The sequence below is a fragment of the Bacteroides sp. 3_2_5 genome (genome assembly GCF_000159855.2).
Taxonomy (GTDB): Bacteria; Bacteroidota; Bacteroidia; order Bacteroidales; family Bacteroidaceae; genus Bacteroides; species Bacteroides fragilis.
Genome location: NZ_JH636044.1, coordinates 560170 through 576896 on the forward strand (window position 1 = coordinate 560170; position 16727 = coordinate 576896).

Sequence of the window (16727 nt, forward strand, 5' to 3'; positions counted from 1 at the left end):
GAGATGAATTGAAATATTAAATCTTATAATGGTTATCTGCGGTTAAATCCGGATTTTAATTTATCCGATATTTCCTTCTTTAATCAGATATTCGGCAATCTGGACAGCATTCAGTGCGGCTCCTTTTTTGATTTGATCACCTACAATCCAGAAGGTTAATCCACAGTCATTGGTCAGGTCTTTACGGATACGACCTACATAAACGGGATCTTTGCCTGCCAGGAACAAGGGCATCGGATATTCTTTCTCGGCAGGATTGTCTTGCAATACCAATCCTTCACCTTTGGCAAAAGCTTCACGAGCTTCTTCTATCGAAATAGGACGTTCTGTTTCCACCCAAATACTTTCAGAGTGAGCACGAAGTGCCGGAACACGTACACAAGTAGCACTTACTTTCACGTCAGAGTGCATGATTTTGCGTGTTTCGTTATACATTTTCATTTCCTCTTTCGTATATCCGTTTTCTGTGAATACATCAATTTGAGGAATCAGGTTGAAGGCCAGCTGATACGCAAACTTTTCAACAGTGACAGGTTCATTGGCTAAAACCTGATGATACTGTTCGTAGAGTTCGTCCATAGCTGCTGCACCGGCACCGCTCGCTGCCTGGTAAGTAGATACATGCACAGTTTTTATATGAGAAAGCTCTTCGATGGCTTTCAGTGCGACAACCATCTGAATGGTTGTGCAATTCGGGTTGGCAATCACACCACGTGGACGATCTTTAGCATCAGCTGCATTTACTTCGGGCACTACCAAGGGTACATCGGCATCCATACGGAAAGCGCTGGAGTTATCGATCATTACCGCACCATACTGGGTAATAGTCTTCTCAAACTCTTTAGACGTGCCTGCACCGGCTGAAGTGAAAGCAATGTCCACCCCTTTAAAGTCATCGTTGTGTTGCAGAAGTTTGACCTCGATCTGTTTACCGCGGAAAGTATATTTAGTTCCGGCACTACGTTTAGAACCGAACAAAACTAACTCGTCCAACGGGAAATTTCTCTCATCGAGCACACGTAGAAACTCTTGTCCTACGGCTCCGCTTACGCCAACAATAGCTACTTTCATCTTTTTCTTTTGTTTTTATGTGAATACTCTCCTTACAATTCAAGCCAATCGTAAGGATTTGGCTGCAAAATTATAACATTTTGCAATATAATCAGCATTTTAGAGAGAAGATTTCTCTTTGAAAATCTCTTTCCTTATGAATTGGCGGTGTGATAACTTTTTTGTTATTTTGCAGATAAATACAAAAATACTGATATATGCATTGGTTTGACCTCAGTTTACAACTCCCGATAACAGACCCCACGTGGGTGTTTTTCTTGGTTTTGATCATTATTCTTTTCGCACCGATGATATTAGGACGTCTGCATATACCTCATATTATCGGCATGATTTTGGCCGGAGTGGTTATCGGTGAATATGGCTTTAATGTTCTCGAGCGGGACAGTAGTTTCGAATTGTTCGGAAAAGTAGGCCTCTATTATATCATGTTTCTGGCCGGGCTGGAAATGGATATGGAGGATTTTAAGAAGAACCGGACAAAAGGATTGGTTTTCGGATGGTTTACATTTATCATTCCGATGGCATTGGGGGTATGGAGTAGTATGGAATTGCTGGGATATGGATTTACTACAGCGGTATTACTCGCCAGTATGTATGCTTCCCATACACTGATTGCCTATCCCATTATCAGCCGTTATGGATTGTCCAGACTCAGGAGTGTAAATATAACCATCGGCGGTACGGCGGTAACGGTTACGTTGGCTTTGATTATTCTTGCCGTCATTGGTGGTATGTACAAAGGAGCTGTCGACGGTATGTTTTGGGTGCTGTTAGTGGTGAAAGTTGCATTTCTGAGTTTTCTGATCGTTTTCTTCTTCCCGCGTATCGGTCGATGGTTTTTCCGTAAGTACGATGATAGCGTAATGCAATTTGTCTTTGTACTTGCGATGGTCTTTTTAGGTAGTGGTTTGATGGAGTTTGTCGGTATGGAGGGTATTTTGGGAGCTTTTCTTGCCGGACTTGTATTGAATCGCTTGATTCCGCATGTTTCTCCTCTGATGAATCGGTTGGAGTTTGTCGGAAATGCCTTGTTTATTCCATATTTCCTGATTGGTGTGGGGATGATAATCGATGTCCGTACCCTGTTTACCGGTGGTGAAGCTCTAAAGGTTGCCGTAGTGATGACCGTATTCGCTACTCTAAGTAAATGGTTGGCAGCTTGGATCACACAGAAGATTTATCATATGCAGCCCAATGAACGAAGCATGATGTTCGGTTTGAGCAATGCGCAGGCTGCTGCTACGCTGGCAGCAGTATTGATAGGGCATGAAATCATTATGGAAAATGGAGAGCGGTTGCTGAATGACGATGTGCTCAATGGCACGGTAGTCATGATTCTCTTTACGTGCGTCATCAGTTCGCTTGTAACCGAACGTTCGGCAAGGCGTTTTGCTCTGCACGAAGAGATGCAGTTTGAAGATAATAAAGAGAAGACAGAACAGGAGCAGATTCTGATTCCGGTAGCAAATCCGGATACCATTGAAGATCTGATTAATCTTGCCTTGGTCATCAGAGATACTAAACAGAAAAGAGAATTGATTGCGCTCAATGTAATCAATGATAATAACAATTCGGAAAATAAGGAGTTACAGGGTAAGCGGAATCTGGAAAAGGCGGCAATGATTGCTGCTTCTGCCGATGTTTCGGTCAATATGGTGAGTCGTTATGATCTTAATATTGCTTCGGGCATTATTCATACCATTAAGGAGTACGATGCTACAGATGTAGTGATCGGTTTGCACCGTAAGGCAAATATTGTCGATTCATTTTTTGGTAATCTGGCCGAAAGCTTGCTGAAAGGTACCCATCGGGAAGTGATCATCGCCAAATTCTTAATGCCCGTCAATACACTTCGGCGCATTATTATTGCTGTGCCGCCAAAGGCTGAATATGAAACCGGATTTTCCAAATGGGTAGAGCACTTCTGCCGCATGGGAAGTCTTTTAGGATGTCGGGTACATTTCTTTGCCAACGAGCAAACCCTGATGCGGCTGCAGCAGTTGGTAAAGAAGAAGCATGGTAGTACACCCACTGAATTTTCCAGGTTGGACGAGTGGGACGATCTGCTTCTGCTGACCGGGCAGGTAAATTTTGACCATCTGTTGGTGGTTATTAGTGCACGGCGCGGATCTATCTCATACGACCCTTCATTCGAACGTCTACCCAATCAGCTCGGAAAATATTTCTCAAACAACAGTCTGATTATATTGTATCCCGATCAGTTTGGTGAACCACAGGAAATTGTTTCATTCTCTGATCCGCGTGGCTACAACGAGTCTCAACATTACGATAAGGTAGGTAAATGGTTCTATAAATGGTTAAAGAAGAATTAATGGAGAACTGGCAACAGAGAACGGAACTCCTTTTAGGAGCGGAGAAGATGGAACGCTTGCGGAAATCGCATGTGTTGGTTGTCGGATTAGGAGGAGTAGGTGCTTATGCAGCCGAAATGATTTGTCGTGCAGGCGTAGGGCGAATGACAATAGTAGATGCTGATATTGTACAGCCCACTAATATTAACCGCCAGCTGCCGGCTACTCATGCCACTTTGGGTATGGAAAAAGCGAAGGTGTTGGAAGCACGTTTCAGAGATATTAATCCGGAAATAGAGTTGACTGTATTGCCTGTTTATCTGAAAGACGATAACATACCCGAACTGCTGGATGCTGCACGTTATGATTTTATAGTCGATGCCATTGACACCATAAGTCCAAAGTGCTATCTGATTTATCATGCTCTTCAGCGACGCATTAAAATAATATCGAGTATGGGTGCAGGAGCAAAGAGTGATATTACACAAGTGCGTTTTGCCGACCTTTGGGATACTTATCATTGTGGTCTTAGCAAGGCCGTCCGGAAGCGTTTGCAAAAAATGGGGGTAAAGCGTAAGCTTCCCGTGGTGTTCAGTACGGAACAGGCGGATCCGAAAGCAGTATTGCTGACTGATGATGAGAGGAACAAGAAATCCACTTGCGGAACTGTGAGCTATATGCCGGCGGTGTTTGGTTGTTATTTGGCAGAGTACGTTATCAAAAGATTGTAAGATTATGATTCATCTAGAAGGTATAACCAAGAGTTTCGGCTCTTTACAAGTATTGAAAGGGATAGATTTGGAGATAACCCAAGGAGAAGTGGTAAGCATCGTGGGACCCAGTGGAGCGGGGAAGACTACTTTGCTTCAGATAATGGGTACTTTGGACAGTCCCGATGCGGGGATGATAAACATTGACGGTACCAATGTAAGCCGGATGAAGGAGAAAGAGCTTTCCGCTTTCCGTAACAAACACATTGGATTTGTCTTTCAGTTCCATCAGTTGTTACCGGAGTTCACGGCACTTGAAAATGTAATGATTCCTGCATTTATAGCCGGAGTGCCGACTAAGGAAGCTTCGATGCGTGCTATGGAGATTCTTGATTTTATGGGATTGAAGGAACGGGCATCTCATAAACCGAATGAACTCTCCGGCGGAGAGAAACAGCGGGTAGCTGTAGCCCGTGCATTGATCAATCAACCGGCAGTTATCTTGGCCGATGAACCTTCCGGAAGCTTGGATTCCCATAATAAGGAAGAATTGCATCAACTCTTTTTTGACCTGAGAAATCGTTTCGGACAGACTTTTGTGATCGTGACCCATGATGAAGCATTAGCAAAAATCACCGACCGTACGATCCATATGGTAGATGGAAATATCATTTGATTACTCAAAACAGATGTAGTGGCTGATTCGCTCCAGATCTTGAGGCGTAAACTCTTCATAGAGAGAAAGTTGCTTCAGACTTTTTAATATTCCTTTCTTTTTTCTGTATTCTACGATTATTTTGGCTTGGTAGAAGTTGATGTAAGGATGAGCTTTGAGCCGTTCGATACCGGTTCGGTTGATATTCAGCCGTCGGGTATTGCCGGTTGCCACGTTAAACCAGGGGCGGAGCTTTTCTACATCGAGATGTATCTCCTTTAATTGTGCTATATCATAAAATCCTCCTAAACGGTTGCGATATCCTGTTATCATCCGGGCAATTCCACTACCTATACCGGGGATCTTTTTCAGTTCCGTTGTGTCTGCACTGTTCAGTTCGACTACTGTTCCGGCTGCATATTTAAAAAAATTCAGTGTGTCTTCTTCTATCTTTCGGGTATAGAGGCGAAGTGTATCTTGGGGCTTTGCGAGCGTAGCTATATAAATATAAGGTAGGAGCATTTCGTATTGTTCCTGCGTTAATCCGTATACTTTCCGGAAGTCTTCCGCCCGACGGAATTTTCCACCTTTATTTCGATACTTTAGGATGTTCTTTGCCATCCATGCCGGCAGTCCCAAATCAAGGAATCCGACAGAGTCGGTGATATTAGGGTCAAATGTAGTCAGACGGACTGTTCGTGGGGGCTGAAAGCGGTTATTGTGTGAATATATCTTTTGTTCTTTTTCGCGGATGGAGGACATAAAACCGGCATATTCCTTTTTAAACTTTTCCGTATCGTTTGTTGCCGTATTTGCTTTGTCGGGGATCAACCATCCGGCCACAAATACGAGAATACACAAAACGGCAAGTATCAGGATACCTTGCCGTTCTGCACGTGTGAAGTAAAAGAAGTCTTTCCACATTTTTATTTCAGTAGCCCCAGTTCATTAATGAAGATCACTGAAATGGCAATCGGGGCTACGTATTTCAGAATAAAGATAATCAGTTTATAGGTAGGAACTTTCAGGGTACCGTTATTCGTGATTTCCGACCAAACGAGTTTCTTATCCAGATACCATCCGGTAAAAATGGAAATGAGTAATCCGCCCAATGGCAACATCAGTTTGGCAGTTACGAAGTCGAACAGGTCGAACATACCCAGTCCGAAGATGGTGAACTCCTTGGTAACTCCCAGAGAGAGTGAACAGAGTATCCCTAACAGAATACAACCTGTCGTCACTAACCGGGCAGCTTTTCCCCTTGTAAAGTTGAACTCTTCGTGCAGGTAGGCCGTAACCACTTCGTGCAATGAGATGGTAGAAGTCAGAGCTGCCAGCGCCAGCAATACGTAGAACATCACTGAAAAAATATATGCCAGTATCGGTATTCCGCTGAAAGCCTGTTGGAACACGTTAGGAAGGGTTATAAAAATTAAACTGGGTCCGGCGTCCGGTTGAATTCCTACTGAAAACGCTGCAGGAAAGATGATAAAACCGGCTAGTACAGCGACAAATGTGTCGATGATTCCTACGCTGAAAGCCGTTCGGGTGAGGTTGGTGTTTTTGCTGAAATAGGAGGCATAGGTACACAGGCATCCCATTCCAAGGCTGAGTGAGAAGAACGCTTGCCCCATAGCTCCCAGAAATACATTGCCATCTACTTTACTGAAATCCGGTTTTAGCAGAAACTCTATGCCTTTGCCCGCTCCCGGCAAAGTGACCGAGCATCCCACCAGTATTAAGATAATGATGAAGAGAGTCGGCATCATAATTTTAGATGATTTTTCGATTCCCTTCTCCACCCCTTTCACGATGATGAAATGGGTAGCGAGTAAGAATAACGTGAGCCATAGGGCGGGACGCCAAGGATTGCTGGAGAAACTTTGGAAAGAAGAGATGAACTCCGCCGGAGTTTTACCTGCAAAACTGTTGCTGACAGCTTCGAATATATATTCTAATGTCCATCCGGCCACTACTGAGTAATAGCCAAGAATAAGGAATCCCGCCAAAACTCCCATTCGTCCTACCCAACGCCATTGAGTGCCGGGAGCCAGTATCTGGTAAGCACGGGCAGTATTAGCCTGTGAGTGCCGTCCGATTAAAAATTCAGCTATCATAATCGGTAGTCCGAGTAGGAGGATGCATCCCAGATAAATAAGAATAAAAGCAGCTCCTCCATGATTTCCCGTTTCATAAGGGAATCTCCATATATTGCCCAGTCCGACGGCTGACCCTGCAGAAGCTAATATCACACCCAGTTTACTACCAAAGTTTCCTCTTTCTTTTTTTGTCATAAAAAGTATATGTTATCTTACAATTCGATAGATTTTCTCGCTTTAAACGTGCAAATATAGAAAATGTTCCTTATATTTGCGATTCATCTGTAATTTATTTAGGTATGCTATCGTATATTAAGAAATATCCCGTATCGCTCTTTATCATTCTTGCGGTCATCTATCTGTCGTTCTTCAAACCTCCTTCAACGGAGATTAGTAAAATTCCTAATATCGATAAGGTCGTTCATATTTGTATGTACTTTGGCATGTCCGGTATGCTATGGCTGGAGTTTTTACGGGCACACCGTAGAGACCACACTCCGGTGTGGCATGCTTGGGTAGGAGCATTCATTTGTCCGGTGTTGTTCAGCGGATGTGTAGAATTGTTGCAGGAATATTGTACGACCTATCGTGGGGGAGACTGGATGGACTTTGCAGCCAATACCACAGGTGCGGTATTGGCCAGTCTGATAGGATATTTTATTGTCCGTCCACGTATATTAAGTAAAAAGTAGACTTTTATAAAAATTCAACAACCGTGCTCAGTTTGATACCATTCGATCCTTTGATCAGGATGGTGTAGTCTTTAGGCTTTTCCGTTTGCAGTTCCTTTATCACTTCCTGTGCATTGGCATAGGTGTGATAAGGAGGATGAGTTGCTGTAAATTGTTCTCCAACCAGCAGGACTTTCTCAAAAGAGCACTCTTGCAGGAAGTCCACGATTTTGCGGTGTTCAGCTGCACTTTCCGTCCCCAATTCACGCATATCGCCTAATATCAGCATTTTCTTTTCCACAGTCATATTACGGAAGTTTTGGAGGGCTGCCATCATGCTGGTCGGATTGGCATTGTAAGCGTCTATAATTAGTGTATTATCCGCGGTTTTTTTCAGTTGTGAACGGTTATTGCGGGGAGTATAACCGGCTAGTGCTTCATCTATTTTTCCGGCTTCCACTCCAAAGAACCGACCGATAGTAACGGCGGCCAATGCATTTGGGAAGTTATATTCGCCGATAAGCTGAGTTTGCACTTTGTGCAAGTCACCATCTTTGCCTGCTTTCCATTCGAAAGTCAGATAAGGGGAATTCCCGGTCACATGTCCATTCACATAAAGTGAGTCTTCACTTCCGTAGGGAATCAGATTCAGGTCATGAGCGATGTCCATCAGATAAGCATTATCATGGTGTATAAAGACGGTAGAATCTTCCTTTTCACGGAGATAGTCATATAATTCTCCTTTGGTGCGGATCACTCCTTCAAAGGAACCGAATCCTTCCAGATGCGCTTTTCCCACATTGGTGATAATTCCATAATCCGGCTCGGCAATGTGTACCAGAAATTTTATCTCTCCGGGATGATTAGCCCCCATTTCGATCACTGCCAGTTCATGTTCTGCTTTTAGGCGAAGCAGAGTCATGGGCACTCCAATGTGGTTGTTTAGGTTTCCTTCTGTGTAGAGTACATTGTGAGATTTCGACAAGACAGCAGAAATCAGCTCTTTAGTGGTTGTTTTCCCGTTGGTTCCGGTAATGCCGATCACTTTTGTACCCAGTTGGCGGCGGTGATAATTAGCCAGTTGCTGAAGGGTTTGCAGGCAATTGTCCACCAGAATGATATGTCTGTTGTTTTCCGGAGCATATTCGGCTTCATCTACGATGGCGTATGCACAGCCGTCTTTTAATGCTTGAGCTGCAAAAGCGTTTCCATTGAATGATTCGCCTTTCAGGGCAATAAACAGTGAACCTGCAGGGCAGTTGCGGCTGTCGGTGGTCACTACGGCACAATCCAGGAATATCTGGTAGAGAGCAGAAAGTTTCATAATAATCGGTTTTTCTCTGTTGTGGGTGCAAAATTACATTTTCTATTTCAGATTATCATTAAACAAGAAAGAATTTCGCTTGGTATAGGAAATGACAAGCATTACGATGCTGATGCATAGATTGAATACAAAAGCAAACTGCTGAGATTTGATGTGGAATACAGTCGACTGGAAGAAGTCGATAATGAAGGGACATAGCAGGATGGCAAGATAGTTCATCGCCATTACGAATGCCAGTGCCAGTGTCACTTTGCGTGAAATAGCCGTATGGGTTGTCTGGTTGTAGACAACAGGTTGGATAACTCCGTACCCCAGCCCGACCAGGATACATCCCGGAGCTATCACCCATTCTTTGGGTGAGATCCAGATCAGTGCCAGTCCGATGCCGATACTCAAAAAACTGCAGAACTTTGTTTTCTCTTTCAGAGTGCCTACGATCCGGTTCAGAAAAAAACCGGGAGTCATGATAGCCAGAAAGAAGAGAGAAATCATAATACCGGAGTTACCACTGGTGAAATGATATTCTTCCATCAGGAATGGCAGGTTGAAACTGACTACCAGTACCAGAAAGGTAGCCAGTCCGTAAACACCCATAATGCCTGCAAGATGGCGAACGTGAATGCCGTATTTGCTGTTACCGGTATCTACATCTTCTTCTTTGTCTGCCGGGGCTTTGTCGTTGGTAAGCGAGGTACTGCCTTCGCTTGCCATGCTGCGTTGCAGATATACCGAGAGTACGAGTGAGATAATTGGAAGCAGATAGACGACGAATGGGAGATGCCAGTTGACTTCAGCAAGGTATCCGGTTACTGCCGTAGCTACTACCAGTGTTATGTTGGTGATGGCCGAACTTAATCCGAACTGTTTCACACGGTATGAACCTACGAAGTATTTGGAGATTAATCCGGTGGATAGCGGGACGATCAGTCCGGAGCCTACTCCCAGTAAGGCACTCACGGCAATCAGTTGCCACATCTGTCCCGACAGCAGGTAGAGCACTCCGCTTAGAGCAAAGATGGCAAGCCCGGCTTGGAGCAGACGGATGAAATTGACCCGTTCCGTCAGTTTACCTGCCAAAAGGATAAATGGGATAATCAATAGTGAAGGCAGAGACGAAAGCATCTGTATGTCCAGTTCGGTGGAGTGTGGAAAGATGGCGGAGAGCTTCCCCAGAATAGGAGAAACCGCCAGCCCCGGTAGGGCATTCAGGGCCGAGATAGACCAGATGCCGATGAGGGTAATAAGGGGAATAGTCCCGTGGCCAGTTTGAATACGCATAGTTATATAGGTATTATAAAGTTTAGGTGTGTGAAGAACAAACGATCCGTTAGAATGTTCGGCACACAAGCAGCAGAAAGTGTGTTGGGATATCTTCCTATTAGGGCTGGAGATAACTTATTAACTTTTCCGTCGCCCCCCTTTTTAATAAACCCCAAATAATGTAAAACCGAAGAACTTTCATATCCTCTCACTGTTGTTGTGGGAAATTCGACGGGGAAAATCCCCATCGCCTAAACCTAATTAAAAATAAGAGTAATTATGGAAGATTTAAATTTCAGAAAAGGTGATGCTAAAACAGAAGCATTTGGTTCAAACAGAATGTTACAACCCTCTCCGGTAGAGAAAATACCTGATGGTCCTACTACTCCGGAAATCGCCTATCAGATGGTGAAGGACGAAACTTTTGCTCAAACTCAGCCCCGTCTGAATCTTGCTACATTCGTGACTACTTATATGGATGATTATGCAACGAAGCTGATGAACGAAGCTATCAATATCAACTACATTGATGAGACAGAATATCCTCGCATTGCTGTGATGAACGGTAAATGTATCAATATCGTTGCTAATTTGTGGAACTCTCCGGAAAAAGATACCTGGAAAACCGGTGCATTGGCTATCGGTTCTTCAGAAGCTTGTATGTTGGGTGGTGTAGCTGCCTGGTTGCGTTGGCGCAAAAAACGTCAGGCCCAGGGTAAACCATTTGATAAACCTAACTTTGTCATTTCAACCGGTTTCCAGGTTGTTTGGGAAAAATTTGCTCAGTTGTGGCAGATTGAGATGCGTCAGGTGCCTTTGACGCTGGACAAGACCACACTTGACCCGGAAGAAGCCCTGAAGATGTGTGATGAAAATACAATCTGTGTAGTTCCAATCCAAGGGGTTACATGGACCGGTCTGAACGATGATGTTGAAGCCCTTGACAAAGCCCTCGATGCGTATAACGCTAAAACCGGTTATGATATTCCTATTCACGTAGACGCTGCCAGCGGTGGTTTCATCCTGCCGTTCCTGTATCCTGATACCAAATGGGACTTCCGTCTGAAATGGGTTCTTTCCATCAGTGTATCCGGCCATAAGTTCGGTCTCGTATATCCGGGTTTGGGTTGGGTTGTCTGGAAAGGCAAAGAATATCTGCCCGAAGAAATGGCTTTCAGCGTAAACTACTTAGGAGCTAACATTACTCAGGTAGGTTTGAACTTCTCTCGTCCTGCAGCTCAGATTTTGGGACAATATTATCAATTTATTCGTTTAGGATTCCAAGGATACAAGGAAGTACAATACAACTCTTTGCAGATTGCCAAATACATCCACAGCCAGATTGCTAAGATGACTCCGTTCGTCAACTACTCGGAAGATGTAGTAAACCCGTTGTTCATTTGGTACATGAAGCCGGAATATGCAAAGAACGCCAAATGGACTCTTTACGATTTGCAGGATAAGCTGGCTCAGCATGGCTGGATGGTTCCGGCATATACATTGCCTGCCAAACTGCAAGATTATGTGGTTATGCGTGTCGTTGTCCGTCAGGGATTCAGTCGTGATATGGCCGACATGTTGCTGGGCGACATTAAGAATGCTATTGCCGAACTGGAAAAACTGGAATACCCGACATCCACTCGTATTGCCCAGGAGAAGAATCTGCCGGTAGAAGCCAAAGTATTTAACCATACCGGTAAACCACAAGCTGCCAAGAAATAAATAATATGAATTAGTATGGACAAAAAAATATCTATTTCCCAAATAAAAGAGGTTGTGCAGCAGGCCTACGAACAGGTAAAGGGTAATACAGGCGGTAAGAATGCCGATTATATTCCTTATCTGGCCAATATAGACAAAAACCTTTTTGGTATCAGTGTCTGCCTGCTGAACGGTCAGACCATTACCGTGGGTGACTTTGATTATCGTTTCGGTATTGAATCCGTATCTAAAGTGCATACAGCCATTCTGATTCTCCGCCAATACGGGGCACAGAAAGTGCTTGAGATGATCGGTGCGGATGCTACCGGACTTCCTTTTAACTCTATCATTGCCATCTTGTTGGAGAATGACCATCCGTCTACTCCGTTGGTAAATGCCGGAGCCATCTCGGCTTGTTCCATGGTGACTCCGATTGGTAATTCAGATAAGAAATGGGACGCTATCGTACAGAACATTACCGATCTTTGCGGTTCTGCTCCACAGTTGATCGAAGAACTCTATAAGTCGGAGACAGCTACCAATTTCAATAACCGTTCTATTGCCTGGTTACTGAAGAACTATAATCGTATCTATGACGATCCCAATATGTCACTGGACCTTTATACTCGCCAGTGCTCTTTGGGGGTAACTGCACAGATGTTGTCGGTGGCTGCCGGTACGGTTGCCAATGGCGGTGTGAATCCTGTGACTAAAAAGCAGGTGTTCGATGCCGAACTGACTCCTAAAATCACATCTATGATTGCTACCGTAGGCTTCTACGAACATTCGGGCGACTGGATGTATACTTCAGGTATTCCTGCCAAGACCGGTGTAGGTGGTGGTGTGATGGGAGTATTGCCGGGTGTATTCGGTGTATCTGCCTTTGCTCCTCCTTTGGATGGCTCGGGCAACTCGGTGAAAGCACAGTTGGCCATTAAGTACATCATGAACAAATTGGGATTGAATGTATTCAATGGTGCGAGAGTGACCATCGTCGATTAGAAGTAGCGGTAACGCTTTACCGTTTTTTTGTTTAGGTTGCTCCGAGGGCGGTTTCCGCCTGAGGGGCAACCTTTTTGGGGTATTATCAGTCTGCTTTTATCAGCGGCAATGTAAGTATGAAGCAGCATCCCTTGGTATAAGTCTTATCTATGATGAGGCTCCCCCCTAGCTTTTCGGCAATAATCCGACAGATGGGAAGCCCTAACCCTGTTCCTTGCGAAAAATCGTTCAGTTTGGCAAAACGTTCGAATACATACTCTTGTTGCTCCACTGGGATACCTTTCCCTGTATCGGTTACGGTATATACAATCTGTTTTTCTGTGGGAGAGATGGTGTAAGCCAGCGTGATATTCCCCTTGTCAGTGAATTTAATTGCGTTGTGTAGCAAGTGGGTCAGTATCTGCGCTACCCTTTCCGGGTTGGTCAATATCATAAGTGGTCCGCATGACGGTTCGAAACGGAGTGATACCTCTTTCTTTATACTGTTCCGGGTTCGTTCGATGCTGAGCAGGCAACAATTGTTGATGTCTTCGGGCTTATCGTAGGGCAATATTTCCGACTGGTCTAGGTAAGAGATGTCGAGTACGTCATTGATCAGCCGCAGTAAATTGCTGCTGCTGATTTCGATGATCGAGGCGAACTCTTTGATTTCATCATTATCTTCTTCTTTGAAATAGTTGCTCAGTACCTGAGAGAATCCGACGATTGAATTAAGAGGAGTGCGAATTTCGTGTGACATACTCTGGATAAAAGTTGTTTTCATCCGGCTTGCGTTTTCCGCCTGTTCTTTGGCTTTGCGTAATTCTTCTCCGTTTTCTACCAATTCTTTGTTCTGCTGTATCACTTTGGCTTCCGATCTCTTCAGTTTTTTATTCAACTTTGAGATGTGGAAAAGTAACATCGTTCCTGCCACCAGAATAATGACCAGTGAGACAAGTGCGATATTGATTTTCTGCAATTTTTCTTCCTGCATGTGCAGCAGTAGTTCATTTTTTTCTTTGTGTAGCTGTTCTACTTCCATAATGGTATAGAACTCGTTGGTTGAGTTTTGTATTTCCTGGCTTCGGATGGAGTCTGTTGCCAGGATATAATCCCGATAATATTGGGCAGCCCGGGCCTTCTGGTTCATTTCCCAATAGATGTCGCCTTGTTTCTGGGTGAGTGTATAGTCCAGGTATTTGTTAATGCTCGATGAATCATTCTTGATCTCTTCTATCACGTCAAGTGCTTTCCGGTACTGTCCGGTGTTCCGGTAGTATTCTATTTGTATATAGAATAATCCGCTTTTATAGAGTGCGAGTGATTTATCTTTTTCGAACAATTGCTCCAACTCCACAAGTATTTTCCGGGCTTTTTCGTATTCTTTTGTTTCCAGATAATATAGAATATAGGCTTTCTGTACAGTGAATATCTGATATGCACTCCGGGTACATTTCGATCCTTTTTCCAGTGCTTTCAGCGCTTCGTCGGGGCGGTGCATTTCAAGAGCGCATTGGGCGAGTGAAGCATATTGAGTGGGCAGATTGATATCTTCTATTTCATTTTCTTCAATCAAGGCTATTTGTTTCCGGAAGTTTTCATAAGCCAGTTTAGGATTCGATTGAGTCATGTAGACCGTCCCCAATGTACGGTAACATTGTACGATTCCGGGAATGAAATTATCAGCCTCCGCTGACTGAAGCATTTTCCGGGCTTCGTAAATGGCAGTGTTGGTTTGGTGTTGTTTGATATAATAGATAATCAATCGGCTTCCCCATGCAAAGTAGAAATATTTCAGTTCATTATTCCTTCGGCTGATTTTCTTCACGCGCTCTACCATGACAAGGATACTGTCCGGATTGTTTGGATAGTAGTAATAATCCAGTTTCAGGGCCACGGCAATCACCTGCATCCGTTTGTCATTTTTTTCTTGAGCCATGCGCGTAAGAGTATCATTTGTTTGCAGAAAGTCCGGATCTTTGATTTGTGCCTTACATCTGATCAAGTATTGTTGAAGAGTACTGTCCGTTTTAGCGAACAGGTCTTCGGCTTGGGCTTCGAATCGCGAACAAAACAAAACCAGCAGGAGTGCTATGAAGTGACGGTACGGTTTGGAGGACATATTTTTGAGTAGTCTTGATAGCTGCAAAGATAACTTTATTTTTAGTGTGCTGATAGCATTAGGACATTTATTTTTCTTTATCTTTGCGTCAATCAACCGTAATAACAGAAAATGGATTCAACGATTTTCAAAAGCCTGAATGTGAACGGCCGTTTACTTGATCTTTCCATTCCGCAGGTTATGGGTATACTCAATGTTACACCCGATTCTTTTTATGCAGGTAGCCGAAGCCGGACAGAAGCCGATATTGCTGCACGTGCCCGTCAGATACTTGATGAAGGGGCCTCTATGATTGATATAGGAGCTTATTCGTCACGTTCGAATGCCGAACACATCTCGCCCGAAGAAGAAATGCGGCGTTTGCGTACCGGTCTGGAAATATTGAACCGGAATCATCCGGGTGCTATCATTTCAGTTGACACATTCCGTGCCGGAGTGGCTGAGGAATGCGTGAAGGAGTACGGAGTAGCTATTATCAATGACATTTCGGCGGGTGAGATGGACGAACAGATGTTTCCGACGGTGGCTCGCCTGAATGTACCTTACATTATGATGCACATGCAAGGTACTCCTCAAAACATGCAAAAGGAGCCCCATTATGAAAATTTGCTGAAAGAGGTCTTCATCTATTTTGCCCGAAAAGTACAGCAATTGCGTGACTTGGGAGTGAAAGACATTATTCTCGATCCCGGTTTCGGCTTCGGCAAAACGTTGGAGCATAACTACGAACTGATGGCGCATCTGGAAGAGTTCGGCATTTTCGAACTTCCCTTGTTGGTGGGAGTTTCCCGCAAGTCGATGATTTATCGTTTGTTTGGAACCACACCGCAGGAAGCACTCAACGGGACAACAGTACTCGATACGGTAGCTTTGATGAAAGGTGCCGATATTCTCCGTGTACATGATGTGCGTGAAGCTGTCGAGTCGGTTCGGCTGATAGAGAAATTAAAAAGTGTATCGGCTTGTTCCTGATACCCGTATACTTAACCCTTAATACTTTAGTCCCGTGTTTTTTGAATTTGGCATAAAAGATTTTATTGATATCCTGTTAGTGGCTTTCCTGCTTTATTACACTTATAAGCTGATGAAAGCCTCCGGATCTATTAATGTGTTCACCGGTATCCTGGTGTTTATCCTTATTTGGCTGGTTGTATCGCAGGTGCTCGAGATGAAGCTCCTGGGCTCCATTTTCGACAAATTGGTGAGTGTGGGAGTCTTGGCGCTGATTGTTCTGTTTCAGGATGAAATCAGGCGCTTTTTGCTGACTCTGGGTTCGCACCAGCACGCCAGTGCCTTGGTACGCTTCCTTACCGGCAACAAAAAAGAAAAACTCCAGCATGATGATATCATGCCGATTGTGATGGCTTGCATCAGTATGGGAAAGCAGAAAGTAGGAGCTTTGATTGTTATGGAGCGTAATGTACCGCTTGACGATGTCATTCGTACCGGTGAAATTATCGATGCCAATATTAACCAGCGGCTGATTGAGAACATTTTCTTTAAAAACAGCCCTTTGCATGATGGCGCAATGGTAATCAGTAAAAAACGTATTAAAGCGGCCGGATGTATTCTTCCGGTATCCCACAACCTGGACATACCCAAAGAATTGGGACTTCGCCACCGGGCGGCAATGGGTATATCGCAGGTTTCGGACGCTTTGGCCATCATTGTTTCCGAAGAAACCGGAGCCATCTCTGTGGCATGGCGCGGTCAGTTCTATTTGCGGCAGAGTGCCGAAGAACTGGAAAGCCTGCTGACAAAGGAAAGCTAAATATCACGCTCTCATACAAAAAATGGTTCTTCTTCAAATTTGCTGGTAAA

General features: G+C 44.2%; 15 protein-coding genes. 8 read left to right on the forward strand and 7 right to left on the reverse strand.

The genetic code is table 11. The features are described from left to right. Nucleotides 1–60: 60 nt before the first annotated feature. Complete coding sequence (locus tag BSHG_RS15375; RefSeq protein ID WP_008658226.1) at nucleotides 61–1071, reverse strand: aspartate-semialdehyde dehydrogenase; 1011 nt, start codon at nucleotides 1069–1071, stop codon at nucleotides 61–63. A gap of 197 nt (nucleotides 1072–1268) precedes the next feature. Here BSHG_RS15375 and BSHG_RS15370 point away from each other — a divergent pair, with 197 nt between their 5' ends. The 3 genes from BSHG_RS15370 to BSHG_RS15360 are packed head-to-tail and all read left to right on the forward strand — an operon-like array spanning nucleotide 1269 to nucleotide 4769. Beyond that, nucleotides 1269–3404, forward strand: coding sequence for a cation:proton antiporter (locus tag BSHG_RS15370; RefSeq protein WP_008658228.1), 2136 nt, complete (start codon nucleotides 1269–1271; stop codon nucleotides 3402–3404). After that, on the forward strand, nucleotides 3386–4114 hold the full coding sequence (locus tag BSHG_RS15365; RefSeq protein WP_005796580.1) for a ThiF family adenylyltransferase: 729 nt from the start codon (nucleotides 3386–3388) through the stop codon (nucleotides 4112–4114). Before BSHG_RS15370 ends, BSHG_RS15365 begins: the two co-directional genes overlap by 19 nt. A 4-nt stretch (nucleotides 4115–4118) precedes the next feature. Next, nucleotides 4119–4769, forward strand: coding sequence for an ABC transporter ATP-binding protein (locus BSHG_RS15360; protein ID WP_005784263.1), 651 nt, complete (start codon nucleotides 4119–4121; stop codon nucleotides 4767–4769). Here BSHG_RS15360 and BSHG_RS15355 read toward each other — a convergent pair whose 3' ends face one another. Continuing rightward, nucleotides 4770–5672, reverse strand: a complete 903-nt coding sequence (locus tag BSHG_RS15355; protein WP_008658236.1) for a helix-hairpin-helix domain-containing protein — start codon at nucleotides 5670–5672, stop codon at nucleotides 4770–4772. Nucleotides 5673–5674: 2 nt separating this feature from the next. Further along, entirely contained in the window at nucleotides 5675–7042 is a 1368-nt protein-coding gene (locus BSHG_RS15350) for a sodium-dependent transporter (RefSeq protein ID WP_005796577.1), read from the reverse strand. Nucleotides 7043–7146: 104 nt separating this feature from the next. Here BSHG_RS15350 and BSHG_RS15345 point away from each other — a divergent pair, with 104 nt between their 5' ends. After that, nucleotides 7147–7539, forward strand: a complete 393-nt coding sequence (locus BSHG_RS15345; protein ID WP_005796576.1) for a VanZ family protein — start codon at nucleotides 7147–7149, stop codon at nucleotides 7537–7539. A 4-nt stretch (nucleotides 7540–7543) separates the two neighbouring features. Here the strand turns inward: BSHG_RS15345 and BSHG_RS15340 are convergent, their stop codons facing one another. From BSHG_RS15340 to BSHG_RS23700, 3 genes are read right to left on the reverse strand one after another with little or no spacing between them, the layout of a single operon-like run. Further along, nucleotides 7544–8842: a UDP-N-acetylmuramoyl-tripeptide--D-alanyl-D-alanine ligase gene (locus BSHG_RS15340; protein ID WP_008658240.1), complete on the reverse strand. Its 1299-nt coding sequence runs from the start codon at nucleotides 8840–8842 to the stop codon at nucleotides 7544–7546. A gap of 42 nt (nucleotides 8843–8884) precedes the next feature. After that, nucleotides 8885–10120: an MFS transporter gene (locus tag BSHG_RS15335; RefSeq protein WP_008658242.1), complete on the reverse strand. Its 1236-nt coding sequence runs from the start codon at nucleotides 10118–10120 to the stop codon at nucleotides 8885–8887. 2 nt (nucleotides 10121–10122) lie between these two features. Beyond that, a complete protein-coding gene (locus BSHG_RS23700) occupies nucleotides 10123–10350 on the reverse strand; it encodes a hypothetical protein (RefSeq protein ID WP_005784274.1) in 228 nt (75 codons plus the stop codon). 31 nt (nucleotides 10351–10381) lie between these two features. On the opposite strand from BSHG_RS23700, the gene BSHG_RS15330 reads away from it, so the two are divergent. Beyond that, entirely contained in the window at nucleotides 10382–11824 is a 1443-nt protein-coding gene (locus BSHG_RS15330; protein WP_005784276.1) for a glutamate decarboxylase, read from the forward strand. A 15-nt stretch (nucleotides 11825–11839) separates the two neighbouring features. Then, nucleotides 11840–12805: a glutaminase A gene (glsA, locus tag BSHG_RS15325; protein WP_005784278.1), complete on the forward strand. Its 966-nt coding sequence runs from the start codon at nucleotides 11840–11842 to the stop codon at nucleotides 12803–12805. Nucleotides 12806–12890: 85 nt separating this feature from the next. Here glsA and BSHG_RS15320 read toward each other — a convergent pair whose 3' ends face one another. Then, nucleotides 12891–14906, reverse strand: a complete 2016-nt coding sequence (locus tag BSHG_RS15320) for an ATP-binding protein (RefSeq protein ID WP_008658248.1) — start codon at nucleotides 14904–14906, stop codon at nucleotides 12891–12893. Nucleotides 14907–15017: 111 nt separating this feature from the next. Between BSHG_RS15320 and folP the strand changes: the two genes are divergently transcribed. Next, the gene (folP, locus tag BSHG_RS15315; RefSeq protein ID WP_005813591.1) at nucleotides 15018–15878 is read left to right on the forward strand and encodes a dihydropteroate synthase; all 861 of its coding nucleotides are present in this window, start codon (nucleotides 15018–15020) and stop codon (nucleotides 15876–15878) included. A gap of 34 nt (nucleotides 15879–15912) precedes the next feature. After that, the gene (gene cdaA, locus BSHG_RS15310) at nucleotides 15913–16677 is read left to right on the forward strand and encodes a diadenylate cyclase CdaA (RefSeq protein ID WP_005779023.1); all 765 of its coding nucleotides are present in this window, start codon (nucleotides 15913–15915) and stop codon (nucleotides 16675–16677) included. Nucleotides 16678–16727 lie beyond the last annotated feature (50 nt).